Source organism: Microbacterium sp. bgisy207, from assembly GCF_965345035.1.
Lineage (GTDB): Bacteria > Actinomycetota > Actinomycetes > Actinomycetales > Microbacteriaceae > Microbacterium.
In genome coordinates this window covers 1-22,568 of record NZ_CBDRMG010000009.1, presented here as the reverse complement: position 1 = coordinate 22,568, position 22,568 = coordinate 1, and the positions used below count along the sequence as shown (strand labels likewise).

General features: G+C 69.1%; 22 protein-coding genes. 9 read left to right on the top strand and 13 right to left on the bottom strand.

Features of this window, described 5'->3' with window-relative positions:
- Nucleotides 1-29 precede the first annotated feature (29 nt).
- Nucleotides 30-623, top strand: coding sequence for a 16S rRNA (guanine(966)-N(2))-methyltransferase RsmD (rsmD, locus tag ACSGC5_RS10185; protein WP_434970513.1), 594 nt, complete (start codon nucleotides 30-32; stop codon nucleotides 621-623).
- Here rsmD and thiL read toward each other — a convergent pair.
- Nucleotides 593-1,576, bottom strand: coding sequence for a thiamine-phosphate kinase (gene thiL / locus ACSGC5_RS10180; RefSeq protein ID WP_434970512.1), 984 nt, complete (start codon nucleotides 1,574-1,576; stop codon nucleotides 593-595). The genes rsmD and thiL overlap by 31 nt on opposite strands.
- 33 nt (nucleotides 1,577-1,609) lie before the next feature.
- Between thiL and ACSGC5_RS10175 the strand changes: the two genes are divergently transcribed.
- Complete coding sequence (locus ACSGC5_RS10175; RefSeq protein WP_434970511.1) at nucleotides 1,610-2,089, top strand: DUF3515 family protein; 480 nt, start codon at nucleotides 1,610-1,612, stop codon at nucleotides 2,087-2,089.
- A gap of 2 nt (nucleotides 2,090-2,091) precedes the next feature.
- Here ACSGC5_RS10175 and ACSGC5_RS10170 read toward each other — a convergent pair whose 3' ends face one another.
- The 7 genes from ACSGC5_RS10170 to ACSGC5_RS10140 form a co-directional block, all read right to left on the bottom strand.
- Nucleotides 2,092-3,180: a D-alanine--D-alanine ligase family protein gene (locus ACSGC5_RS10170; RefSeq protein WP_434970510.1), complete on the bottom strand. Its 1,089-nt coding sequence runs from the start codon at nucleotides 3,178-3,180 to the stop codon at nucleotides 2,092-2,094.
- Nucleotides 3,080-4,216: an NAD(P)H-dependent glycerol-3-phosphate dehydrogenase gene (locus ACSGC5_RS10165; RefSeq protein WP_434970509.1), complete on the bottom strand. Its 1,137-nt coding sequence runs from the start codon at nucleotides 4,214-4,216 to the stop codon at nucleotides 3,080-3,082. Before ACSGC5_RS10165 ends, ACSGC5_RS10170 begins: the two co-directional genes overlap by 101 nt.
- Entirely contained in the window at nucleotides 4,206-4,970 is a 765-nt protein-coding gene (locus tag ACSGC5_RS10160) for a lysophospholipid acyltransferase family protein (RefSeq protein WP_434970508.1), read from the bottom strand. Before ACSGC5_RS10160 ends, ACSGC5_RS10165 begins: the two co-directional genes overlap by 11 nt.
- A gap of 1 nt (nucleotide 4,971) precedes the next feature.
- The gene (murA, locus tag ACSGC5_RS10155; protein WP_434970506.1) at nucleotides 4,972-6,339 is read right to left on the bottom strand and encodes a UDP-N-acetylglucosamine 1-carboxyvinyltransferase; all 1,368 of its coding nucleotides are present in this window, start codon (nucleotides 6,337-6,339) and stop codon (nucleotides 4,972-4,974) included.
- Nucleotides 6,340-6,407: 68 nt separating this feature from the next.
- Complete coding sequence (gene leuD / locus ACSGC5_RS10150; protein ID WP_434970505.1) at nucleotides 6,408-7,004, bottom strand: 3-isopropylmalate dehydratase small subunit; 597 nt, start codon at nucleotides 7,002-7,004, stop codon at nucleotides 6,408-6,410.
- A 1-nt stretch (nucleotide 7,005) separates the two neighbouring features.
- On the bottom strand, nucleotides 7,006-8,484 hold the full coding sequence (gene leuC, locus ACSGC5_RS10145) for a 3-isopropylmalate dehydratase large subunit (RefSeq protein ID WP_434970504.1): 1,479 nt from the start codon (nucleotides 8,482-8,484) through the stop codon (nucleotides 7,006-7,008).
- Between the two features lie 136 nt (nucleotides 8,485-8,620).
- Nucleotides 8,621-9,706: a TerC family protein gene (locus ACSGC5_RS10140; protein WP_434970503.1), complete on the bottom strand. Its 1,086-nt coding sequence runs from the start codon at nucleotides 9,704-9,706 to the stop codon at nucleotides 8,621-8,623.
- 216 nt (nucleotides 9,707-9,922) lie between these two features.
- Here ACSGC5_RS10140 and ACSGC5_RS10135 point away from each other — a divergent pair, with 216 nt between their 5' ends.
- Together ACSGC5_RS10135 and ACSGC5_RS10130 are read left to right on the top strand one after the other, a co-directional pair.
- Nucleotides 9,923-10,480, top strand: coding sequence for an RNA polymerase sigma factor (locus tag ACSGC5_RS10135; protein ID WP_434970502.1), 558 nt, complete (start codon nucleotides 9,923-9,925; stop codon nucleotides 10,478-10,480).
- Nucleotides 10,477-11,619, top strand: coding sequence for a DUF4349 domain-containing protein (locus ACSGC5_RS10130; protein WP_434970501.1), 1,143 nt, complete (start codon nucleotides 10,477-10,479; stop codon nucleotides 11,617-11,619). Before ACSGC5_RS10135 ends, ACSGC5_RS10130 begins: the two co-directional genes overlap by 4 nt.
- A gap of 38 nt (nucleotides 11,620-11,657) precedes the next feature.
- On the opposite strand, the gene ACSGC5_RS10125 is transcribed toward ACSGC5_RS10130, so the two are convergent.
- Nucleotides 11,658-12,809: an AAA family ATPase gene (locus ACSGC5_RS10125; protein WP_434970500.1), complete on the bottom strand. Its 1,152-nt coding sequence runs from the start codon at nucleotides 12,807-12,809 to the stop codon at nucleotides 11,658-11,660.
- Between the two features lie 554 nt (nucleotides 12,810-13,363).
- On the opposite strand from ACSGC5_RS10125, the gene ACSGC5_RS10120 reads away from it, so the two are divergent.
- Together ACSGC5_RS10120 and ACSGC5_RS10115 are read left to right on the top strand one after the other, a co-directional pair.
- Complete coding sequence (locus ACSGC5_RS10120; protein WP_195691657.1) at nucleotides 13,364-13,681, top strand: hypothetical protein; 318 nt, start codon at nucleotides 13,364-13,366, stop codon at nucleotides 13,679-13,681.
- The gene (locus ACSGC5_RS10115) at nucleotides 13,678-14,727 is read left to right on the top strand and encodes a zeta toxin family protein (RefSeq protein ID WP_195691658.1); all 1,050 of its coding nucleotides are present in this window, start codon (nucleotides 13,678-13,680) and stop codon (nucleotides 14,725-14,727) included. The genes ACSGC5_RS10120 and ACSGC5_RS10115 overlap by 4 nt, the downstream gene beginning before the upstream one ends.
- 323 nt (nucleotides 14,728-15,050) lie before the next feature.
- Here ACSGC5_RS10115 and ACSGC5_RS10110 read toward each other — a convergent pair whose 3' ends face one another.
- Both ACSGC5_RS10110 and ACSGC5_RS10105 read right to left on the bottom strand, forming a co-directional pair.
- Entirely contained in the window at nucleotides 15,051-15,710 is a 660-nt protein-coding gene (locus ACSGC5_RS10110) for an arsenate reductase ArsC (protein WP_228178110.1), read from the bottom strand.
- Nucleotides 15,711-15,715: 5 nt separating this feature from the next.
- Nucleotides 15,716-16,393 (bottom strand): helix-turn-helix domain-containing protein, encoded by a 678-nt coding sequence (locus ACSGC5_RS10105; protein ID WP_195694251.1) that lies wholly within the window; start codon nucleotides 16,391-16,393, stop codon nucleotides 15,716-15,718.
- Between the two features lie 47 nt (nucleotides 16,394-16,440).
- Between ACSGC5_RS10105 and ACSGC5_RS10100 the strand changes: the two genes are divergently transcribed.
- From ACSGC5_RS10100 to chrA, 3 genes are read left to right on the top strand one after another with little or no spacing between them, the layout of a single operon-like run.
- Nucleotides 16,441-17,136 carry an aquaporin gene (locus tag ACSGC5_RS10100; protein WP_195691660.1) on the top strand — a complete coding sequence of 232 codons (696 nt, stop codon included), beginning with the start codon at nucleotides 16,441-16,443 and terminating at the stop codon, nucleotides 17,134-17,136.
- Complete coding sequence (locus ACSGC5_RS10095) at nucleotides 17,133-18,515, top strand: FAD-dependent oxidoreductase (RefSeq protein ID WP_195691661.1); 1,383 nt, start codon at nucleotides 17,133-17,135, stop codon at nucleotides 18,513-18,515. Before ACSGC5_RS10100 ends, ACSGC5_RS10095 begins: the two co-directional genes overlap by 4 nt.
- A gap of 33 nt (nucleotides 18,516-18,548) precedes the next feature.
- Entirely contained in the window at nucleotides 18,549-19,766 is a 1,218-nt protein-coding gene (gene chrA, locus ACSGC5_RS10090) for a chromate efflux transporter (protein ID WP_195691662.1), read from the top strand.
- Nucleotides 19,767-19,789: 23 nt separating this feature from the next.
- Here chrA and ACSGC5_RS10085 read toward each other — a convergent pair whose 3' ends face one another.
- Nucleotides 19,790-20,515 carry a VIT1/CCC1 transporter family protein gene (locus ACSGC5_RS10085; protein WP_195691663.1) on the bottom strand — a complete coding sequence of 242 codons (726 nt, stop codon included), beginning with the start codon at nucleotides 20,513-20,515 and terminating at the stop codon, nucleotides 19,790-19,792.
- A 109-nt stretch (nucleotides 20,516-20,624) separates the two neighbouring features.
- Nucleotides 20,625-22,535, bottom strand: a complete 1,911-nt coding sequence (locus ACSGC5_RS10080) for a heavy metal translocating P-type ATPase (RefSeq protein WP_195691664.1) — start codon at nucleotides 22,533-22,535, stop codon at nucleotides 20,625-20,627.
- Nucleotides 22,536-22,568: the final 33 nt, after the last annotated feature.

Below are 22,568 nucleotides of genomic sequence, written 5' to 3'. Positions count from 1 at the left end.
GCTGTGTGCGGCGTTTGTACAGTGGAGCCGTGACACGCATCATCGCCGGAGCAGCCGGTTCCCTGGCGCTCGATGTCCCGGCAAGCGGTACTCGGCCGACCAGTGACCGCGTCCGCGAGTCGATCTTCGGCGCGCTCGACGCCGCGAATGCGATCGCCGGAGCCCGCGTGCTCGATCTGTATGCGGGCTCGGGCGCGTTGGGCCTGGAGGCCCTCAGCCGAGGCGCGGCTCAGGTCGAGCTCGTCGAGAAGTCTCCGCGCGCGGCGAGTGTCATCGATCGCAACGCGAGGCGCGTCCAGCACGCCGCCGGCGGGTCGTACCGTGTGCACCGCACGTCGGTGGATGCCTACCTCGCGGTGGTCCGCGAACCGTACGACCTGGTGTTCATCGACCCGCCGTACGACCTCGGCGAAGACGGTCTGCACGAGACGCTGCGACTGCTCGCTCCCGCGCTCGCCCCCGCGTCGCTCACGATCGTCGAACGCGCGGCACGGTCGCCGCAGCCGGTCCTTCCGGACGGTCTCGCCCTCGAGCGGCACCGGCGGTATGGCGATACCGCGGTGTGGTGGCTCACGCCCCGGGAGGGGGCCGATCAGCCCCGAGAGGCATCCCAGTCGCGGTAGGGATCCCACCCGCCGACGCCCTCGAAGGGTACGCCGTCGACGAGGACAGGCGCCTCACCCCGGGCGCGAACCACGCCGATGATCGCGAAGCCGTCGGGGACGGCATCCGTGTGGGGAAACGTGGCGAGCAGCCCGTGGTCTTCGCCGCCGGTCAATGCGTCATCCGGGTGCGGACCAAGGGCCGAGCGGCGCAGGTCGAGGGTGACTCCGGATGCCGCGGCCAGCCGGCCCGCGTCGAGCACCAGCCCGTCCGACACGTCCATCATGGCCGTCGCCCCGGCCTCCGCAGCGCGTACCCCGTCGCGGATCTGCGGGGCAGGTCGCAGCTGGGCATCGATCTCACGGACTTGCTCGTCCGTGAGGCGGGACCGGTCCACCGGCACCGGCTGACCGTCGGCACCCCGGAACGCGTCGAAGAGCAGACGGAGGCCGCGTGCGGCAGAACCGAGCCGGCCCGAGGCGGCAACCACGTCTCCGACACGGGCGCCCGAACGGCGCACGGGTGAGCGGCCGTCGAGCGTGCCCAGCGCCGTCACAGCGATCGTGAGCACGTCCGAGACGGTGAGGTCGCCTCCCTCGACCACGCACCCGGGCGCGAGCGCGTCGCAGCCGGCACGCAGACCGCGGGCGAGGTCGACGACGAACGAGAGTCGCGTGTCATCGGGCATCGCGAGCGCAATGAGCAGTGATGTCGGTGTGGCCCCCATCGCGGCGACGTCCGCGAGGTTCACCGCCGCCGCTTTCCAGCCCAACTCGAATCCGCTCGACCACGCGAGCCGAAAATCGGGACCGTGAACCAGGGTGTCGACCGTCGCGACGACGCGGCCGTCGGGCGCCGACAGCACCGCGGCGTCGTCGCCGGGGCCCACCTCCGCGCCGGAGGGGCCCAACTCTCGCAGAATCGCGGACAGCACCTCTCCCTCAGAAAGCTCACCGACCGTCGAATCGCGCATCGCTCCACGCTACCGCGGCGGTAGATTGGACCAATGCCTCTCGCCCGACGCGCCCCCGCCGCGTTCGCGCTTGGTGGGGCGATCCTTCTGCTTCTCGCCGCGTGCAGCACGACCGTGTCGCTGCAGCCGGCGCCGGATGCGAACAACCCCGCCTGCGCGGATGTGACGGTCCGGTTTCCGAAGACGCTCGACGGCTTCGATCGCCGCTGGACGGATGCGCAGTCCACCGGCGCGTGGGGCAGCGGCGCCAGCGACATCATCGTCGCGTGCGGCGTCGAGGTGCCGGGGCCGACGACGCTCCCCTGCTCGACAGTCGGCGGCGTGGACTGGATCGTCGATGACTCGGATGCCCCGTACTACCGCATCACCTCGTTCGGCACTGACCCTGCCGTCGAGGTATACCTCAACAGTGAGACGGCCTCGAGCGCAGAGGTGCTCGATGTGCTCTCGAACATCATCGTGCAGACGCTTCCTGTGAACGGCCTGCAGTGCACCGAGCAGGTCGGCGGCTGAGATCAGCCCCGAAGGAGCGCCGTATCCAACAGGTCGCTGATCAGCTCCGTGTAGGTCATTCCGGAAGCGATCCAGCACTTCGGGAACATCGAAATCGGCGTGAACCCCGGCATCGTGTTCAGCTCATTGACATAGATCGCCTCGGGCGTCAGGAAGAAGTCGACGCGTGCCAGGCCCCGCCCACCGACAGCGTCGAAGGCACGCACTGCCACCTCCTGCAGCGCCGCGATCTCGTCCTCCGTCAGGGACGCCGGACACACGACCTCGGCGCCGTCTCCGCCGAGGTACTTGCCTTCGAAGTCGTAGAACTCCCGCGCGGTCAGCACGATCTCACCGGGAAGCGACGCCCTCGCCGGCGCGCCGCCCGGCGTCTCGAGGACGGCGACCTCGATCTCGCGGCCGACGATCGCGGTCTCGACCAAGGCCTTGTCGTCCTCGGCGAGCGCGAGCTCGACAGCAGCGTCGAACTCGTCCCAGTCATGGACCTTCGAGACACCGACGCTGGAACCGGCGCGCGAAGGCTTGACGAAGTTCGGGACCCCGAGCGCGCGCGCCGCTCGGCGTGCGGCATCCGGATCCGCCGCCCAGCCGTCTCGGGAGATCGTCACCCACGGCGCGACGGTGACTCCGGATGCCTGCAGCACGATCTTCATGAAGTGCTTGTCCATGCACAGCGCCGAGTCCAGCACCCCGCCGCCCGCATAGGGAATCCGCAGGGTGTCGAGAAATCCCTGCACGGTGCCGTCCTCCCCGTGCACACCATGCAGAATCGGCAGCACCACGTCGATCTCCCCGAGCGACTGGACCGTACCGTCTTCCCGCCGCACGCGAAGGACACGATCGGCACCGCCCTCGGGCCACAGCACCCGGGTGCCGTTGTCGACGACGTCGGGAAGGTGGGCAGCATCCAGAGCGAACTTGTCGGGGTTGTCCTCCTCGAGGACGAAGACGCCGTCGCGGGTGATGCCGACCGGAATCACCCGGAACCGGTCACGATCGAGGGCCCGCAGCACCCCGCCCGCCGTGACGGAGCTGATCGAGTGCTCGCTGGAGCGACCGCCAAACAGCACCGCCACCGTCGCCTGTGCCATTCTGCGTCCTCTCACCCTGGGGTTCGTCGTCATCGGTTGTCAGGTGCGGCGCGATGTCCTTGGGGTTCATCGTGCCGTCCAGAACCATCTTCACCTGCTCCACGATCGGCATGTCGACACCGGCCTCCGCCGCAAGCGACAGGATCGGGGCGACGGATGCGAGACCCTCAGCGGTCTGCTCCATCTGCTTGACGACATCCTGGAAGCTGTAGCCCTGGCCGAGAAGGCGACCGGCGGTGTTGTTGCGGCTCAGCGGCGACTGGCACGTCGCGATCAGATCGCCGAGCCCCGCCAGCCCCTGCAACGTCTCGGGGTGCGCGCCCTGGGCGACCGCGAAATCCGTCATCTCGACGAGCCCGCGCGTGATGATGGATGCTTTCGTGTTCTCGCCGTACCCCACCCCGTCGACGATCCCGATCGCCACGGCGATGAGATTCTTGAGCACCCCGCCGAACTCGGTACCGATGACATCGGTGTTCACGAAGGTCCGGAAGTACGCGTTCCGCGCGCGACGGGCGACAGCATCCGCGGTCTCCTGACTCCGGGAGGCGATCACCGCCGCGGTCGGTTGTTCCTTCGCGATCTCGAGGGCGAGGTTCGGGCCCGACGCGACCGCGATGAGATCGGGATCGCAGCGCAACTCCTGCTCGATCACCTGACTCATCCGCAGACCGCTCTTGCGTTCGACACCCTTCATGAGCGATACGACCGGCACCGAGGTGCCCTCGATGAGCGGGCGGATCGCCTTGAGGTTTTGCCGCAGAGCCTGACTGGGCACGGAAAGGTAGATCTGCTCGGCGCCCGAGAGCGCCTCCTCGAGGTGCGAGGTCGCCGTCACGTGGCGGGGGAGGTTGATCCCCGGCAGGTAGTGGCTGTTGCGCTTGGCCTCGGTGATCTCGGTGGCAAGCTCCGGGCGTCGCGCCCACATCGTGACGCGCGCGCCGCCGTCGGCGAGGACTTTGCCGAAGGTCGTCCCCCAGCTGCCGGCGCCGACCACCGCGACCCGCGGCCTGGCGGCATCCTCTCTACGACTCAAGACGCCCGGTCTCCTTCTGCCCATGAGATGCCGGATCCCACCGTTCGGCGGGCGCGGGCTCACCCCGCAGTTCGCTCTCGAGACGGGCGATCTCCGCCATCAACAGGTCGGTTGCCGCAACGAGCGCGGATGCCTCTCGGGTCCGGCCCGCGAAGGCGGACAGGTCGAGTGCGTCGCCGACGCGCACGCGCACGCGCTTTCTCAGCGGCCACAGACTGAGCTTTCCGTAGCGCGGCAGGATTTCCTGCACACCCCAGTGCGCAACCGGGATGAGCGGAATCTCACCCGCCAGCGCAAGCCGCACAGCCCCTGTCTTTCCGCGCATCGGCCACAGGTCCGGGTCGCGGGTGAGGCTGCCCTCGGGGTACACGATCACCCCGCGACCTTCGGCGACGAGGTGCTCGGCCTGGGCCATGGTCTGCTTGGCCGCGCCCGCCGACGACGCCCTCGCGACGGGGATCATGCCGGTTGCCCGCAGGACCGCGCCCAGGACGGGGACCGAGAACAGGCTCTCCTTCGCCATGAACCTCGGCGCCCGACCCATCCCCCACACGGCACGCGCGACGATGATCGGGTCGAACTCGCTCATGTGATTCGGTGCGAGCACGAAGGCTCCCTCGCGCGGAAGCTTGTGTCCGTCCTGGATCTCGACGCGAGCGACGATGCCCAGCAGCGGCACAACGATCGCCGCCAGCGGCCAGAAGACGCTGGGCCGCGTCTTCTCCGAGGAGGCTCGCGGTTTCGGGTCGCCCATGTCAGCCGACGATATCGAAATCTGCACCGAGCGCCGACAGCTTCGTGAAGAGCTTCTCGTAGCCGCGGCTGAGGATCCCGACCCCCCGGACGGTGGACTCGCCGTTGGCCGTCAGCGCGGCGATGAGGTGACTGTAGCCGCCCCGCAGATCGGGAACCACGACATCGGCGCCGTGGAGCGGCGTCGGACCTGTCACGACAGCTGCCTGCTCGAGAGCGCGGCGCGGCACGCGGCGGTAGGGCGCGACGAGGCCGTCGGCGTGGACGACGATGCTCGCACCCATCTTGTTCAGAGCATCCGTGAACCCGAACCGGTTCTCGTACACGGTCTCGTGGACGACGGACTCGCCCTCTGCCTGGGTGAGCGCGACGATCAGGGGCTGCTGCCAGTCGGTCATGAACCCGGGGTGCACGTCCGTTTCGACGATCACGGGCTTGAGTGGTCCACTGCGACGGAACTGGATGCCGTCCTCGCGCACATCGAACCATCCGCCGGCCTTGCGGTAGATGTTCAAGAACGTCAGCATCTCCTGCTGCTTGGCGCCCTCGACGAAGATGTCTCCGTCGGTCGCGAGCGCAGCCGACGCCCAGGACGCGGCCTCGTTGCGGTCGAAGATGCACCGGTGGTCGTAGCCGGAGAGCGCATCGACGCCCTCGATGAGGATGACGCGATTGGGCTCGTAGGAGATGATCGCGCCCATCTTCTGCAGCACCGCGATCAGATCCATGATCTCGGGTTCGATCGCGGCCCCGCGTAGCTCCGTGACACCCCTGGCGCGCACCGCCGTCAGGAGCACCTGCTCAGTCGCCCCAACACTCGGGTACGGCAGATCGATGTTCGCTCCGTGAAGCCCCTCCGGGGCCGAGAGACGGATGCCGGTCGGCAACTTCTCCACGATGGCACCGAACTGGCGGAGCGCATCCAGGTGGAAGTTGATCGGGCGATCGCCGATACGGCACCCACCGAGGTCGGGAATGAACGCCTCACCGAGCAGGTGCAGGAGAGGGCCGCAGAACAGGATCGGGATACGCGATGCGCCCGCGTGCGCGTCGATCTCTTCCATGTGTGCCGAGACGGCATCCGTCGGGTCGAGCACGAGCGAGCCGGGCTCGGATCCGTCGGCAACCCGCACACCGTGAACCTCCAGGAGCGAGCGGACGACACGAACATCGCTGATCTGAGGGACATCACGCAACGTGCTCGGAGAGTCGCCCAGGAGGGAGGCCACCATCGCTTTGGTTGCGAGGTTCTTGGCACCGGTCACGGTCACCCGCCCCCGCAGAGGACGCCCGCCGCGGACGAGGAGCACTTCGCCGGCCGGTTCCGTTGCTGCCGCCCGCGCGGCGTCGTCGCTCAGAAGCGTCTTCATCCGGGATGAACCTCACTTACGTCTCGACATCGGCGGGGCGATCGGCCTCGCGGTGCCTCGGTGGGTGGCTACGGAACGGGGAGGGTGCGCGGCCGCCAGGATGCGCGGCGCGACTCGAACTGCGTGATCGCTTCCTCGTTACGCAGTGTCAACCCGATATCGTCGAGTCCCTCCAGGAGCCGCCACCTAGTGTAATCGTCGATGTCGAAATCAACCTGGAGGTCACCCAGCGTCGCGCGGCGGGCGTCGAGGTCGACCGTCATCTGCGCTCCGGGGTTCGCGTCGGTCGCGGCCCAGATCGCTTCGAGATCGCTTTCGCTGATCACCCCCGTGAGCAGGCCTTGCTTGCCCGAGTTGCCACGGAAGATGTCGGCGAACTTGGGGCTCAGCACGACGCGGAACCCGTAGTCGCGCAGCGCCCAGACGGCATGCTCACGGCTGGAGCCGGTGCCGAAGTCGGGTCCGGCAACCAGAATCGATGCCCCGGCGAACGCGGGCTGATTCAGAACGAACTCGGGGTCCTGACGCCAGTTCGCGAACAACGCGTCCTCGAATCCCGTCTTGGTCACTCGCTTGAGGTACACCGCGGGGATGATCTGGTCGGTGTCGACGGCTGAGCGCTTCAGTGGCGCGACGACACCCGTATGCGTGATGAACTTCTCCATGTCAGGCCTCCGCTGCGCTGGTAGCTACCGCTTGGTTGAGCGGTTCGAGATCGCTCGGGCTGGACAGCGTGCCTCGCACGGCTGTGGCAGCCGCGACGAGCGGCGACACCAGGTGAGTACGTCCGCCCTTGCCCTGCCGTCCCTCGAAGTTGCGGTTTGAGGTCGATGCGCACCGCTCTCCGGGAGCGAGCTGATCAGGGTTCATCCCCAGACACATGGAACACCCCGCAAAGCGCCATTCCGCACCGAACTCGGTGAAGATCTTGTCCAGACCCTCGGCTTCTGCCTCCAGCCGCACGCGAGCAGAGCCCGGCACGACCATGACGCGCACGCCCTCCGCCTTGGTACGGCCCTTGATGATGGATGCGAAAGCGCGGAGGTCCTCGATGCGGCTGTTGGTGCACGATCCCATGAAGACGGCATCCACGGCGACATCCTTCAGCGGTGTGCCGGGAACCAGATCCATGTACTCGAGGGCGCGTTCGGCGGCGGCACGTTCGTTCGGGTCCGTGAACGACTCAGGCGCGGGAACGCGGTCGCTCAGCGAGACGCCCTGGCCGGGGTTGGTACCCCAGGTCACGAAGGGCTCGAGCTCGTTCGCATCGATGAAGACCTCGGCGTCGTAGACGGCGCCTTCGTCGCTGGGAAGGGTGCGCCAGTAGGCGACCGCGTCGTCCCAGTCCTGCCCCTTAGGGGCGTGCGGACGACCCTTGAGGTATGCGAACGTCGTCTCGTCGGGGGCGACCATTCCCGCGCGGGCACCGGCTTCGATCGACATGTTGCAGATCGTCATCCGTCCCTCCATCGAGAGGGCGCGGATGGCGGAGCCGCGGTACTCGAGCACGTAACCCTGGCCGCCGTTGGTGCCGATCTTCGCGATGACGGCGAGGATGATGTCCTTGGCGGTGACGCCGGGCTTCAGCTCGCCCTCGACCGTGATCGCCATCGTCTTGAAGGGCTTCAGCGGCAGTGTCTGGGTGGCCAGCACGTGCTCGACCTCGCTCGTACCGATCCCGAAGGCCATCGCTCCGAACGCACCGTGCGTGGAGGTGTGGGAGTCGCCGCAGACGACCGTGATACCGGGCATCGTGAGACCGAGCTGCGGACCCACGACGTGGACGATCCCCTGCTCTTTGTCACCGAGCGAGTGCAGGCGCACACCGAACTCCTCGGCGTTGCGGCGCAGGGTTTCGATCTGGGTGCGGCTTGTGAGATCCGCGATCGGCTTGTCGATGTCGAGCGTCGGGGTGTTGTGATCCTCGGTCGCGATCGTGAGATCGAGCCGGCGGACGGGACGTCCCTCGGCCCGCAGCCCGTCGAAGGCCTGCGGACTGGTCACCTCGTGCACGAGGTGCAGGTCGATGTAGATGAGGTCGGGCTGACCGTTCTCGCCCTTCACGACCAGGTGGTCGTCCCAGACCTTCTCGGCCAGAGTGCGGGGGTGTTCGGGAATGCCGACGTCGATGGTGGATTCGCTCATGAGTTCTTTCGTTCCAGGGAAATGTGGTTCAAGCCCGCGACGAAACTCCGCGACGGGGATGGCCTGAGAACTAGGACCCGTCGCGGCCGCTAAGAAGAACGCGAGCGATCCGCATGCGCTCAGACTACCACCGGCGTCAGGGCGTGCCGTCGGAACGCTCGACGGTCGAGGGCGTGCCCTTCTCGTCGGCGACCGAGGATGCCGCATCCACAGGGTTGTGCGGCGCGGGAGCCACTCCCGCGCGACGCTCCCGGGCAGATGCCGCCAGGCTCGCGACGGTCGCGACGATCATCGACACCACGATGACGCCGAGCGACACGAACGTCGAGATCTCGGGAGCCCATTCGATCGGCTCTCCCCCGTTGATGAACGGCAGCTCGTTGACGTGCATCGCGTGCAGGAAGAGCTTCACACCGATGAAGGCCAGGATGAAGGCGATGCCGTAGTGCAGATAGCGCAGGCGATCGAGCAGGTCGCCCAGCAGGAAGTAGAGCTGACGCAAACCCATGAGAGCGAAGATGTTCGCGGTGAACACGATGAACGCGCTCTGCGTGATGCCGAAGATCGCGGGAATCGAGTCGATCGCGAAGATCAGATCGGTCACGCCGATCGCGGCGAACACGATGATCATGGGCGTGAACATCCGCTTGCCGTCGACGGTCGTACGAATCTTCGCGCCGTCGTAGTGGTCGCTGATGTCGACCGTGCGGCGGATGAGCCGCACCACGAAGTTCTCCTTCTTGACCTCGTCATCGTGACCTGCGCCCGGGAACGCCTGCCGGTAAGCGGTCCAGACCAGGAACGCCCCGAAGACATAGAAGACCCAGCTGAAGTTCTCGATGATCGCGGCGCCGGCGAGGATGAACAGACCGCGCAGCACAAGGGCGATGATGATGCCGACCATCAGCACTTCCTGCTGATACCGCCGCGGTACCGCGAACTGACTCATGATCAGCACAAAGACGAACAAGTTGTCGATCGACAGGCTGTACTCGGTGAGCCACCCGGCAACGAACTGACCCGCATATTCGCCGCCGGCGATCAGCCACATGAGGCCCGCGAAGATCAGCGCGAGGGTCACATAGAAGACAACCCACAGGGTCGATTCCCGCGTGGACGGGATGTGGGGCCGCTTCAAGATGATGAGCAGGTCGGCCACAAGGATCAGCGTCAGCGCGACGAGCGAACCGATCTCGAACCAGAGCGGGAGGGTGAGATCCACGGGAGCCTTTCGCGGCAGGAGGGCATTGCGGTCACCGAAAGTCTCTCCCCCGCGTGTCGCGGTGCGCGCCCGGGGCAGTCGGCCCGTGATGACGAACGCGCAAGAACGGGATACTCCCTCTCGCCGCTCCAGGATACGTGAGACGAATGGCCGGATGCCGACACTGACCGAGTGAGAGACAATGAGGCGCGCCGATGGACGGTGCGAGGGGTAGCGATGACCGATGCAGTGACCACGGGTGACGCCGAGCTCGTCGCCCGCGCCGCCGGCGGCAGCGAGCAGGCCTTCCGCATGCTCTATCGGGCCTACGTCCGACCGGTGTACTGGATCGCCCACCGTCTCCTCGGCGATTCCTCGGATGCCGAGGATGTCGTTCAGGAGACCTTCGTCGTCGCATGGCGCAAGCTTCCGGAGCTCGATCTGGCGTCGGAGTCGCTGCTGCCGTGGCTGGCGACGATCTGCCGATTCCAGTCGGCGAACCGGATGCGCGCGCAACGGAAAGACCGCGATCACACCGGGCCCGTCGTGGATGAAACCATCCCGGCGATGGTGGACGTCGAGCAGCAGGTGATCGACCAGGAGTACCTCCGCCTGATCGCCGCAGAGATCGCCACCCTCTCGGACACCGACCGCGAGATCCTTCGCCTATGCGCTGCCGAGGGCTACGCGTACAGTGCGGCAGCCGAACAGCTCGGCATCCCGCACGGATCGGTCCGTAACCGTCTCTCCCGCATCCGCACGCGTCTGCGGACCGTTGCCAAGGAGAGCACATGAACACCCCGACCCTCCCCCCGTCCGGCGCCGACGACCAGCCGGATGCCGGTACGACTCCCGTCCTGCCGCCGTTGACCGATGATCGCGTCCAAGCGATGGAGGACCGGGTCTTCACGACCATCGAGCGGGAGCGCGCGGCATCCGTTCGCCGTTCGGCACGCCGCGGGCGCCTCTGGATGACCGGTGCGGCGGCCGCCGCGGTGGTCGCTGTCGCGGCGATCATCTCGCCGGCGGTGCTTGCTGGGCTCAACGGCACGAACGAGAGTGGAGCGACCGGCGGCGTCATGTCCGCCGACATGTCGACCGATGGCGCAATGCCAGGCGGAGAGGTGATGCTCACCGACGGAACGGTGGTCGATGGTGCCGATGTCTCGGGCCAGTCCGAGCTGCGCGCGGAGGGCGCCGACTCGGCGATCGACGAAACCGGTCGGGCGATCATCGCGTCCTCGTCGGCGACAGTCGTCGTCGACGACGTTCGGGCGGCTGCCGAACAGATCGCGGCCGTCGCCGATGGGCGCGGCGGTTACGTCGAGTCACTGAGCATCGGATCCGGGTATTCCGGTGTCCCCGTCGACCTCGCCGACCCGAGCGTCGCGGTCACGAACGGGTGGATCACCGTCCGGGTTCCGGCCGACGAGCTCGCCTCCGCCATGGCCGATCTGGAGCAGATCGGCGAGGTGACGGCATCTTCGATCGACCGCTTCGATGTCACCGATCAGGTCGTCGATCTGCAGGCGCGGGTGGAGGCGGCGCAGGCATCCGTTGACCGGCTGCTCGAACTGATGGCACAGGCGGGGTCGGTCTCTGACCTCCTCGCCGCCGAGTCCGCCCTCGCCGAACGCCAGGCGACCCTCGAGTCGTACCAGCAACAGCTGGAGTCGCTCGAGGACCAGGTCGCGATGTCGTCGCTGAGCGTGTCGCTCACGGTGCGGCACGAATCCGTGGACGCCAACCCCGCGGGCTTCTGGGATGGTCTCGTCGCCGGCTGGAACGGACTCGTGGCGACGCTCAACGGCGTCGTGGTCGCCCTCGGCTTCCTGCTTCCCTGGATCGCGGTGGTCGCGGTCATCGGCGGCGTCGTATGGGGCATCGTCGTCCTGGTACGCCGGTCACGCCGAGGTCCGCGCGCAGACTCCTGATCCGCCGGGATGTCGCCGCCCTGCGGCAGGCGAGCAGATCACCGGGTCGGCCATGCCCAGGACGGGGCGTCGAGGGGACCCTGACCCTGGACGCGGGTCTCGCCGTCGACCTTCTCGAGAACGTGTACTGCCGCGCCCGAGCGCTCGAGGGCGGCCACCAGCGGTGCCGAATGGGAGACGACGATGATCTGGGACCTGGTCGCCGCGTCCACGAGCATGCCCGCGAGAGGCTCCAGGATGCTCGGATGCAGGCTGGTCTCGGGTTCGTTGACCGCCATGAGCGCGGCGGGTCGCGTGCTCATGAGGGCGGCCACCCACACCAGGTAGCGGAGCGTGCCGTCCGACAGCTCCGCCGCGCTGAGCGCTCTCAGCATTCCCGGTTGGCGCAGCGAGAGCTCGAAGCGGCCACCATGGTCGGTGATCTGAAGCCGACTCCCCGGCAGGGCGCGGTCGATCGATGCCGCAAGCGCTGCGGGATCTCCCTGCTCGCGAATCGTCTGCAGCGCGGAGGCGAGATCGCTGCCGTCAGACGCGAGAATCGGGGTGCGTGTGCCGATCGCCGGACGGCGAGCGGGGGCATCCGCATCGGTGCGCACCGAATCGTAGAACCGCCAATCGCGCAGACCAGATCGCAGTTCCAGGAGGTCGGGGGTCACGTCCGGATCGCCGAACTCTGCCAGCATGCTCTCCCACGGTGCCAGCGCACGCTGGATCGTGAGCCACCCGGCGCCGGTGCGGGTGCGAACGATCGCGCCGCGCCGTTCGCTGATCAGGGAGCCACTGCGCAGTACCGGACCGCTCCAGAGGGCCTCCGCCTTGATCTCCGGGTCGGCGCCAAACATGGTCTGCGACGGGATGGGCATGCCGAGATCCATCGCGTACCCGAAGCCGTCGGCATCCGTTCCGAAGCCCAGGCGAAGCGCGACCGGCCGGCGCCGTACTGTTCCCTGCACGGGTCCGCTGGCGGGTGCACCTGACTCAGGTCCCGCCCAGAGCGTGCCGGGAAACCCGCCCTCCGCGGCCAGCGCACGGATCGCCCCGTCGCGCGCCGCCGCGCCCAGCAGCCGCAGCGACCGGTACAGACTCGACTTGCCGCTGCCGTTGGCTCCCGTCACCACCGTGAGCGGGGAGAGGGGGACGACCAGGCTGCGAAGGGAACGGTAACCGTCGATCGCGAGCGTGGTGAGCACGCCGTCAGCCTACGCGCGGCCCCCGACGACGCGCGGAGCCTCCGGCGGCGTGAGCCCGCCCGTCCACAGATTCCCCCGCAACAGCAAGCGCCGGCAACAGCAGAAAGCCCGGCACAAGGCCGGGCTTTCTGCTGTTGGTGACCCCAGCGGGATTCGAACCCGCGTTACCGCCGTGAGAGGGGAATAGGCTCCCCCGGAACTGCGTGCCCGACCCGGTTCTGCCCTGTGTTTACTGGGGTTCCGCGTGCGTCGAGTGCGTCGCGGAAAGTCCTGTCGTCAGCGTTCGTTGCCAAAATGTTGCCACGTTTGCGCCCCTCCAGAGGCGGGTAATCCTGGTGCCTCTGCGCGCCTGCCGAGTGTGCCGAGTAGCGAACTCACGTTCCCGCGCCTGACCCGCTCTACCAGCTTGCGGGGTCGTGGCGGATGCCGCAACACCACGTCGCTGCGCTCGGATGTTGCACCCTCCGTCCCGACCCGCGAACAGCAGGGAGCGGGTCCGGGGCGGGAGCGGACCGGGGAGGTAGAATGAGCAACGACGAAGCAGAGGTGATCCCATGAGCGTGACGATTCCGAGCGCGATCCCGGCCGAGTCCCTGCGCGCCTGGTACGACGACGAGCCCCGCGTGAGCGATGTGGCCCTCTACGACATGACCGCCCAGGGCGCGACCACCCTGGCCTCCGTCCTGATCGAACGGCAGCTCGCCACGACCGACGAGCGCGAGCGCGAGTATTGGGCCGCGCGGGTGCGCCTGGTGAACCAGCAGCGCACGGCGCTGGACCCCGACGACCGGCTCGGGCTGATCGCCCAGCAGCAGGCATGGCTCGATGAGATCGACGCCCTGACCGGCCAGGCGAGCCGCCGGATCGCGTGACCGAACCCGTCGCCTCCGACGAGGCGCGGCTGCGGCAGGTGTTCGACGCCACCGCGCGGCAGGCGATCTTCCCGCCGGTCCCGACCGGCGACCGGCTCCTGGTACTGCTCGGCGGCCAGCCCGCCGCGGGCAAGACGAGGGCGCAGGCGGCGATCCTCGCGGAGCACCCCGAGCTGGTGTCCATCACCGGGGATGACCTGCGCGCCTACCACCCCGGCTACCGGGATCTCGCGGTGAACGACCCGCTGGCGATGCCGGCCGCGACCGCGCCAACCTCCAGCGGGCTCATCCGCCTCGCCCTGGACCATGCGATCGAGCACGGCTACCCGGTGCTGCTGGAAGGCACCTTCCGCGATCCAGCGATGGTCATCGACACCGCGGCCCGGTTCGCGGAGGCCGGTTACCGGGTCGAGGTCGTCGCCGTCGCCATGCCCGCCCCGGTGTCGCGCCTGGCCGCGGAAGAACGGTTCCTGCGCGCCCGGCGCGGCGAGGTCGGCCGCTGGACCCCGCCCGAGGCGCACGAGACGGCGCTGGCCGGCTCACCCGAGGTCGTGGCCGCGCTGGAGGCCCTGCCCGCCGTCGCCCGCATCCAGGTCTACACCCGCGACCGCCGCCTCTACGACAACCGCCGCACCGAATCCGGCGCATGGGAGCACGAGCCCCACGCGGCCGAGGTGCTGCGCAGCGAGCAGACCCGAGAGCTCACCCCGGTCGAGGCCGTTGCCTGGCTCGCGGACTACGGCGCCGTATTCGGCGCCGCTCACGCCCGGCGCGGCTACCTCAGTCCGAGGACCGCGTCGGCCTACCGGCGGCTGCAAGACGACGCCGCCCGCATGATCGAGCTGGCCGCCTCCGACCCCAGTGCCGACGTGCGGGCGCTGGAAGAGCAGCAGACCCACCGCCGGATCGCACTGAAGGTCGCCGTGCCCGAGCCGCCGGGGATCGTCGGACGGATCGGGCAGACCCTTCGGCGCTCACTCCCGCCCTATCGTCCAGCTCCGTCGCGTGACGCGCCCGGTAACGAACCACCGAGCATCGGACGCTGAGAAGACGCCTATCGTTCCCCCACTCACGACGACGACGTGGGAGTAGAACTGTTCGACACCCCTGTCCCCGCCGGATCACGAAAGCACGTTCTGGCCCGTAAAACACGGGCGAGTCGCCGGGTGGCCGCGTGGACAACTCCCTCAGGATTCACGGACCTACGCGGTCGGTAGCACATGAGAACGAGCCTGCCGAGACGCCGCCAAACCCGATACCCGAGTCTGCGCGATCGCGCCGGATGTCACAAGCCGGTTCGGGCATTGCGGCCTCCGCCCCGACCCCGCGACTGGCAGGGAGCGGGTCCGGTGCTTGTGGAAGTCGACTGTCAGGCGCGGGAGGGGACGCCGAGTTCGGCCAGCAGGTTCAGCACGCGGCGCTCGATCTCGTCGCGCACCGGCCGCATCCCGTCCGGGGTCCAGCCCGCGGGATCGGGTAGCGTCCATTCCTCGTACCGCTTGCCGGGGAAGATCGGGCAGGCGTCGCCGCAGCCCATCGTGATCACCGCGTCCGCCGCCCGCACGATCTCGTCGGTCCAGGGCTTGGGGAACTCGCCGGCGATGTCGATGCCCCGTTCGGCCATGACCTGAACGGCGACCGGGTTGATCTGCTCGCCGGGCTCGGAGCCGCCGGACCAGCCGATCGCCCGGTCGCCGGCGTGGTGCTGGAAGAAGCCGAGGGCCATCTGCGAGCGGCCGGCGTTGTGGACGCACAGGAACAGCACGGTCGGCGTGCCCGTCAGGTGCATCCCGTCGACCTTGGCGAGCGCGCGCAGCCGCTGCCGGGCGAACTTCTCGGTCAGCAGCGGCAGATAGGTCGGCACCGTCGCACGGGCGGCGAGGTCGGTGTAGGAGGCGTGCAGGAAACGGTCGATCGTCTCCCGCCCGAAGGTGCCCTCGAACTCCCGCGTCAGGCGCTCGGCGCTGGTGGCGAGGCCCGCTTCCTGGTCGATGGTGATCGTCGCGTGGCGCTCGTGCTCGTCTGGCATCGTCGTCATCCCTTCGTCGTGGTCAGCCGGGGCGCGAGGCTCTGGATGCGGGCGGCGATGTCCTCGAACGCCGCGTCGAAGGCGGCGTCCGTCCCGTCGCGCACCGGGTCCGGCACCGACCAGTGCACGCAGCCGGCGTCGCCGAGTTCTTCGTGCGCGGTGTCGCACACGGTCACCACGAAATCGTCCGCGCCGAGCACGTCGTCCAGCGCGCGCGGGGCGCGGGCTCGCAGGGTGAGGCCGTGTCGGTCCGCGGCGGCGATCGCGCCCGGCTCGATCTGCGCGGCCGGGTGCGTGCCGGCCGAGGCCACCGGGATATCGCTGCTGCCGTGCCAGAGCGCAGCGGCGAGCTGGGATCGGGCCGAGTTGCCGGTGCAGACGAACACCACCCGCCGCACCCCGAGCATCGGGGAAGGGGTGAGGCCGTCGAGCGCGCCGGGCGCGAGGTGGAGGTAGGTGCGGCGCCGGTCGGCCTCCGACCGCGTCCGCACGATCAGCCCTGCCTGTTCGAGCTGGTTCAGGTGATGGGCGAGCAGGCTCGATGAGACACCCAGCTCGCCTTGCAGCTCGACCGGGGCGACATCGCCCAGGGTGAGCAGGTCCACGATCCGCAGCCGCACAGGATCGGCCAGCGCCGCATACCGCGCGACCCGACCCGCAAGGCAAGTTTCCTCAATGTTCATTACCTCAAGTTTGACTGAGCGAACCGGATTCGTCAAGATGGGCAGCGATGAACACCACCACGACCGAGGCCGTCCCGCTGTGGCGGCGTGCTGCCGCTGAGCTGCTGGGCGCCGGCCTGCTGGTGACGGTCGTGGTCGGTTCCGGCATCGCCGCCTCGCGTCTCTCGCCCGGCGATGTGGGCTTGCAGCTCCTGGAGAACTCGATCGCCACCGCGCTCGGCCTGACCGTCCTCATCCTGATCTTCCAGCCCGTCTCCGGCGCGCACCTGAACCCGGTCGTCACCCTCGCCGACCGCGCCCTCGGCGCACGGCACGGCGGCGGCGAGATCGCCGTCTACGCTGGCGCTCAGATCGTCGGCGGCATCGGTGGGGCGCTGCTGGCGAACCTCATGTTCGCCGTGCCGGCCGCGCTGTCGGTGACCGACCGGGCGGCACCGGGGCAGGTGCTCGGCGAGGTCGTCGCCACCGCCGGGCTGATCCTCACGATCTTCGCCCTGGCTCGCACCGGCCGCGCGGCGCTGGTCGCCCCGGCGGTCGGTGCCTACATCGGCGCCGCGTACTGGTTCACCTCGTCCACCTCGTTCGCCAACCCCGCCGTGACCATCGGCCGGATCTTCACCGACACCTTCGCCGGCATCGCCCCGACCTCCGCGCTGTGGTTCCTCGCCGCCCAGGTCGTCGGCGCGGTCGTCGGCGTCGGGCTTGTGTTCCTGCTGTTCCCGAATCGAAAGGCCCAGCCATGACCCATCTGATCGCCATCGGCGGCTCCGACGCCGGTATCTCCGCCGCGCTCCGTGCCCGCGAACTCGACCCGACCACCGACGTGACGGTGGTGGTGGCGGACGAGTACCCGAACTTCTCCATCTGCGGCATCCCCTACTACTTCACTGGCGAGGTCGCCCCGTGGCAGTCGCTCGCGCACCGCACGAGCGCTGACTTGGAGGCCACCGGGATGCGGCTGCGGCTCAACACTTTCGCCACGGGCATCGACGTCGCCGGGCAGCGGCTCACTGTCCGCACCCCGGACGGCATCTTCGAGGATCTGGCCTACGACGAGCTGATCGTCGGCACCGGCGCGCTCCCGTCCCACGCCGGCATCGCCGGCCTCGATGCGCTGACCCCGGAGGACGGGGTGCATGTCATTCATTCGATGGGTGACACTTTCGCCCTCGACCACGACCTCACTACCCGGCAGCCGCAGTCTGCGATCATCGTCGGCGCCGGCTACGTCGGCCTGGAGATGGCCGAAGCCTTCATCACCCGCGGGATGCAGGTCACCCAGCTCCAGCGCGGACCCGAAGTGCTCTCCACCCTCGACCCCGAGCTCGGCGCCCTCGTCCGCGACGAACTCACGACGCATGGCGTCGAGGTCGTCACCGGCTCGACCGTGACCGGGATCGAGAAGACCCCGGTCGGGCTCACCGTCACCGGCACCCGCGACGGGCAGCCCTTCGCACAGACCGCGGACCTCGTGCTCGTGGTCGTCGGGGTGCGGCCGAACACCGAGCTGCTCGAGCAGGCCGGAGCGAGCCTCGGCGCGGGCCGCGCCGTCGTGGTCGATGAGCACATGCGCACCGGGCTCCCGCACGTCTGGGCCGCCGGCGACGGCATCATCACGCATCACCGCCTCCTCGGCGCGACCTATCTGCCGCTGGGGACGACCTCGCACAAGCAGGGCCGCATCGCAGGAGAGAATGCTCTCGGCGGCGACCGAGCCTTCGCGGGGTCGGTCGGCACCCAGGTCGTCAAGGTCTTCGACCTCGTCGCCGCCCGAACCGGCCTGCGCGACCACGAGGCGATCGCCGCCGGCTACGCGGCAGCAACGATCACCGCGGCCGCGGACGACCACAAGCGGTACTACCCCGGTGCCCACCCGATCCACTTCCGCATCACCGGGGACACCGGCGACGGGCGTCTGCTCGGCGCGCAGCTCGTCGGGCGGCGCGGCACCGAGGTCGCCAAGCGGGTCGACACCTTCGCCACCGCCCTCTATGCCGGGTTGACCATCGGGCAGTTCGATGACCTCGACCTCTCCTACACCCCGCCGCTCGGCTCTCCGTGGGATGCCGTGCAGCTCGCGGCGCAGGCGTGGTCGGCCGCGAATGCCAGGGTGCTGGTCTAGTGAGCGTCAAGTGACTGGGGCAGACTGAGCGCGATGAGCCTTTCCCCCTCGACCGGCGGGCGCCGCCACCCCGGCACGGTCGGAGAGGTGTTCCTCGTGTTCCTGCGCCTGGGACTGACCTCCTTCGGCGGCCCGGTCGCGCACCTGGGGTACTTCCGCGAGGCGTTCGTGGAGCGGCGCAAGTGGCTGGGCGACCGCGCCTACGCGGACCTGGTGGCGCTGTGCCAGTTCCTGCCCGGCCCCGCATCCAGTCAGGTCGGCATGGCGATCGGGCTGCAGCGCGCAGGGTTCGGCGGGCTGCTGGCGGCGTGGGCGGCGTTCACCCTGCCGTCGGCGATCCTGCTGGTCGCGTTCGCCTACGGGGTCACGGCGCTCGGTGACCTGTCCGGCGCCGGATGGATTCACGGGGTGAAGGCCGCCGCGGTCGCGGTCGTCGCCCACGCCGTGCTGGGCATGGCGAGAACCCTCACCCCGGACGCGAAGCGGGCCACGATCGCCGTGGCGGGCATGATCGTCGTCCTGCTCGTCCCGAGCGCGTTCGCACAGGTCGCCGTGATCGCCGCCGCGGGAGTCGTCGGGCTGGTGTGGCTGCGCCCGCAGGCCGCCACGGCATCGGAGTCGGAGCCATTCGTCGTGCGGGTGCCTCGCTGGGCCGCGATCGGGAGCCTGGCCTTTTTCGTGATCCTGCTCGCGGGCCTCCCCCTGCTCGTGTCCGCCACTGAGAACGGGGCGGTACGCTTATTCGACGTGTTCTACCGGGCTGGGGCACTCGTGTTCGGCGGCGGTCACGTCGTGCTGCCGCTGCTGGAGGCCGGGACCGTGCAGACCGGCCTCGTCGACCACGACGTGTTCCTCGCCGGCTACGGTGCCGCGCAGGCGGTCCCCGGTCCCTTGTTCACCTTCGCCGCCTACCTCGGCGCCGCGACTACCAGCCCGCCGTCCGGGCTGCTCGGCGCCGCGATCGCGCTGGTCGCGATCTTCCTCCCCGCGACACTGCTCGTGGTCGGGGTGCTGCCGTTCTGGGACCGGCTGCGTCGCGCTCCACTCGCGCAGCGGGCGCTCATGGGCGTGAACGCCGGCGTGGTGGGGATCCTCGCCGCAGCGCTCTACACGCCGGTGTTCACCGAAGGGGTCACATCGGTCGCGGCCCTCGGGATCGCCGCCGCCGGGTTCGTCGCCCTGACCTCGTGGAAGGCGCCGGCGTGGGCGGTCGTCATCGCCGCGGGCCTCATCGGCTGGGCCGTACTGTGAGCAAGGGGTGAGTCCGCGCCGCCTCAGCCGACGACCGTGCCGAACAGGGAGCCGACCAGGAAGGTCGCTCCCAGGGCGAGCGCACCGCCGATCACCAGGCGCACCACGGCCCGCCACCGATGAGAGCCGCCGATCCAGGCCGCGACGTATCCGGTGACCGCCAGGGCGAGGAGCACGGCAACGAAGGTCCACACGATGCGCGCCGGGTGCGGCAGCAGCAGGATCGTCAGCAGCGGCAGCACGGCGCCGATCGTGAACGCGATCAGCGAGGCGAAGGCGGCGTGCCAGGGGCTGACGACGTCCTCCTGGTCGATGTTCAGCTCGAGCGCCAGGTGGGCCTTGAGCGCGTCGCGCTCGGTCAGCTCCGTCGCCACCAGGCGGGCGGTTCCGGGGGTGAGGCCCTGCTCCTCGTAGAGCCCGACCAGCTCCTCGAGCTCGACCTCGGGATCCTCCTCCAGCTCGCGCCGCTCCTTCTGGATGAGAGCCCGCTCGCTGTCCCGCTGGCTGGACACCGAGACGTACTCGCCGAGCGCCATTGAGATAGCCCCGCCGACCAGGGCCGCGGCCCCCGCCAGCAACACTGGCGTGACCTCCGCTGTCGCTCCGGCGACACCGACGACGACCGCCGCCGTGGACACGATCCCGTCGTTCGCTCCCAGCACTCCTGCGCGCAGCCAGTTGAGTCGCTGCGCGAGCCCCGTTGCGTGAGGCTCGCCGGAATGCCGGTATGGAGGGGATTGCGTCGTCACGGCTCCTCACGGTAGTTCGGTAGTTCTCCTGCCGCCAGGAAGGAGAGGCAACCCTGCACCTCGGCTCTTCGCCCGCAGATTCCAGTCGTGGTGCTCGGGTTTCAGAGCGTCACACGCGGTGCGAGTCGGACTCCGTGTCGGATCGGCGTGACGGCGGCGGTGCGGCAGCGGGGAGTCCGCTCGGCGGGCCGCCCAGCGCGCGGAGCGCGTAGAGGATCGTGGCGAGGTCCACGAGCTCCTGCGTGAGAGCGCCGGCGACGGCGGGGATGGCGCCCGTCATGGCGATGACCATGAGGACCACGCTGAGACCGATGCCGAGCCATATCGCCGTCAGCGCGACGCGAAGCGTGTGCCGCCCGATCGACACGGCGTCGACCACCTTGCTGAGCGAGTCGACAAGGATCACCACGTCAGCGGCATCGCCGGCCGCGGTCGCGCCTTTCGCGCCCATCGCAACGCCGATGTCGGAGGCGGCCAGCACCGGGGCGTCGTTCACCCCGTCGCCGACCATCATCACGGGTCGTGGATGCAGGTCGGCCGCGAGATGAACCTTCTCTGGCGGAAGGAGCTCGGCATGCACCTCGTCGATCCCGGTCTGCCGCGCGATCGATTCGGCTGTCGCACGAGTGTCTCCCGTGAGCATGACGATCCGTTCGACACCGTTCGCGCGCAGCCACGACACCACCGCGACGGACTCCGGGCGGGGATCGTCGGCGAGCACGAGGACGCCGGCGAACCGGCCGTCGATGGCGACGTAGGCCGCGGCCTCGCCCGTCGTCAGGTCTGCGCGCACCGTGTCGGCCGCCACTGACGCGACGTAGGAGGGCTTCCCCACGACGACCGTTCGCCCCCCGATCACCGCGGTCACACCATTCGTGGCGACCTCACTGGCCTCCTCGGCCGCGAGAAGGTCGATGCCGCGCTCGACCGCGGCCCGGCGGATGCTGTCTGCGAGCACATGCGACGAGTACTGTTCAGCAGACGCGGCGAGCTGCAGCAGTTCGCCCGCCTCGAAGCCGCCGACAGGGCGAACGTCAACGAGGGTCGGCTGGCCCTGCGTCAGCGTTCCGGTCTTGTCGAAGGCCGCGGACTGCACTCGGGCGAGCTGTTCTACGACACCTCCGCCCTTCATGATCACGCCGGCCTTCGCGGCCCGCGAGAGCCCGCCGAGGAACGCGACCGGTGCAGCGATCAGCAGCGGGCACGGCGTCGCTAGCACCAGCACCTCAGCGAAGCGCGTCGGATCGCCCGATACCGCCCACGCTATGCCGGCCAGGGCGAGCGAGACGGCCGTGAAGGGGATCGCAAACCGATCCGCGAGCCGCACGACGGGCGCACGCGAGTCCTCCGCGGCACGCACGAGCGCGACGATCTGCTGGTACTGACTGTCCGCGCTGCGCCGCACCGCCCGGATCCGCACCGCCCGGTTCCCGTTGATAGCGCCGGAGAGCACGTCGCTGCCCGCCTCACGAGTCACCGGCAGACTCTCCCCAGTGAGCGACGATTCGTCGAACGTGCCGCTCTCGGTGAGCAGGATGCCGTCGACCGGCACGATCTCGCCCGGCCGCACCAGCAGCACATCATCGATCCCTACGTGCTCGACCGCGACATCCTGCACCTCGTCCGAGTCCGACGCATGCTCGTGAGTGAGAACATGCGCGGTGCGCGGCGATCGGTCCAGCAGCGCGGTGAGGTCGCGCCTGGCCCGCCGGGCGGCGAAGTCCTCCAACGCTTCACCGCCGGAGAGCATCAAAACGATGATGAGCGACGCGATGTACTCGCCCACGGCGAGGGTTGCGACCATCGCCACCACCGCGAGGATGTCGAGCCCGACATGCCCGCGAAGCACATCACGCACCATCCGAACCAGCGTCCACACGACGAACGCTCCGACGTAGGCCGTCGCCGTCCACCGTCCCACCGCATCCGCTCCGACGGCGTGGAGGACCACGACCGCGGCGAGCACCACGACGGTGACCGAGATGATCGGGTATCGCCACAGCGGCCGCAGCAAGCGCATACGTCTCAGCCTTGTCGACTGCTGCACTCGCCG

Excerpts from the sequence above, each read along its gene's own strand:
- ACSGC5_RS10135 (WP_434970502.1), top strand. The coding sequence starts at position 9,923 with ATGACCGATGCAGTGACCACGGGTGACGCCGAGCTCGTCGCCCGCGCC.
- ACSGC5_RS10105 (WP_195694251.1), bottom strand. The coding sequence starts at position 16,393 with ATGAACATTGAGGAAACTTGCCTTGCGGGTCGGGTCGCGCGGTATGCG.
- ACSGC5_RS10095 (WP_195691661.1), top strand. The coding sequence starts at position 17,133 with ATGACCCATCTGATCGCCATCGGCGGCTCCGACGCCGGTATCTCCGCC.
- thiL (WP_434970512.1), bottom strand. The coding sequence starts at position 1,576 with ATGCGCGATTCGACGGTCGGTGAGCTTTCTGAGGGAGAGGTGCTGTCC.
- ACSGC5_RS10080 (WP_195691664.1), bottom strand. The coding sequence starts at position 22,535 with ATGCGCTTGCTGCGGCCGCTGTGGCGATACCCGATCATCTCGGTCACC.
- ACSGC5_RS10175 (WP_434970511.1), top strand. The coding sequence starts at position 1,610 with ATGCCTCTCGCCCGACGCGCCCCCGCCGCGTTCGCGCTTGGTGGGGCG.
- ACSGC5_RS10160 (WP_434970508.1), bottom strand. The coding sequence starts at position 4,970 with ATGGGCGACCCGAAACCGCGAGCCTCCTCGGAGAAGACGCGGCCCAGC.
- ACSGC5_RS10170 (WP_434970510.1), bottom strand. The coding sequence starts at position 3,180 with ATGGCACAGGCGACGGTGGCGGTGCTGTTTGGCGGTCGCTCCAGCGAG.
- ACSGC5_RS10110 (WP_228178110.1), bottom strand. The coding sequence starts at position 15,710 with ATGCCAGACGAGCACGAGCGCCACGCGACGATCACCATCGACCAGGAA.
- leuC (WP_434970504.1), bottom strand. The coding sequence starts at position 8,484 with ATGAGCGAATCCACCATCGACGTCGGCATTCCCGAACACCCCCGCACT.
- leuD (WP_434970505.1), bottom strand. The coding sequence starts at position 7,004 with ATGGAGAAGTTCATCACGCATACGGGTGTCGTCGCGCCACTGAAGCGC.
- ACSGC5_RS10130 (WP_434970501.1), top strand. The coding sequence starts at position 10,477 with ATGAACACCCCGACCCTCCCCCCGTCCGGCGCCGACGACCAGCCGGAT.
- chrA (WP_195691662.1), top strand. The coding sequence starts at position 18,549 with ATGAGCCTTTCCCCCTCGACCGGCGGGCGCCGCCACCCCGGCACGGTC.
- murA (WP_434970506.1), bottom strand. The coding sequence starts at position 6,339 with ATGAAGACGCTTCTGAGCGACGACGCCGCGCGGGCGGCAGCAACGGAA.
- ACSGC5_RS10100 (WP_195691660.1), top strand. The coding sequence starts at position 16,441 with ATGAACACCACCACGACCGAGGCCGTCCCGCTGTGGCGGCGTGCTGCC.
- ACSGC5_RS10120 (WP_195691657.1), top strand. The coding sequence starts at position 13,364 with ATGAGCGTGACGATTCCGAGCGCGATCCCGGCCGAGTCCCTGCGCGCC.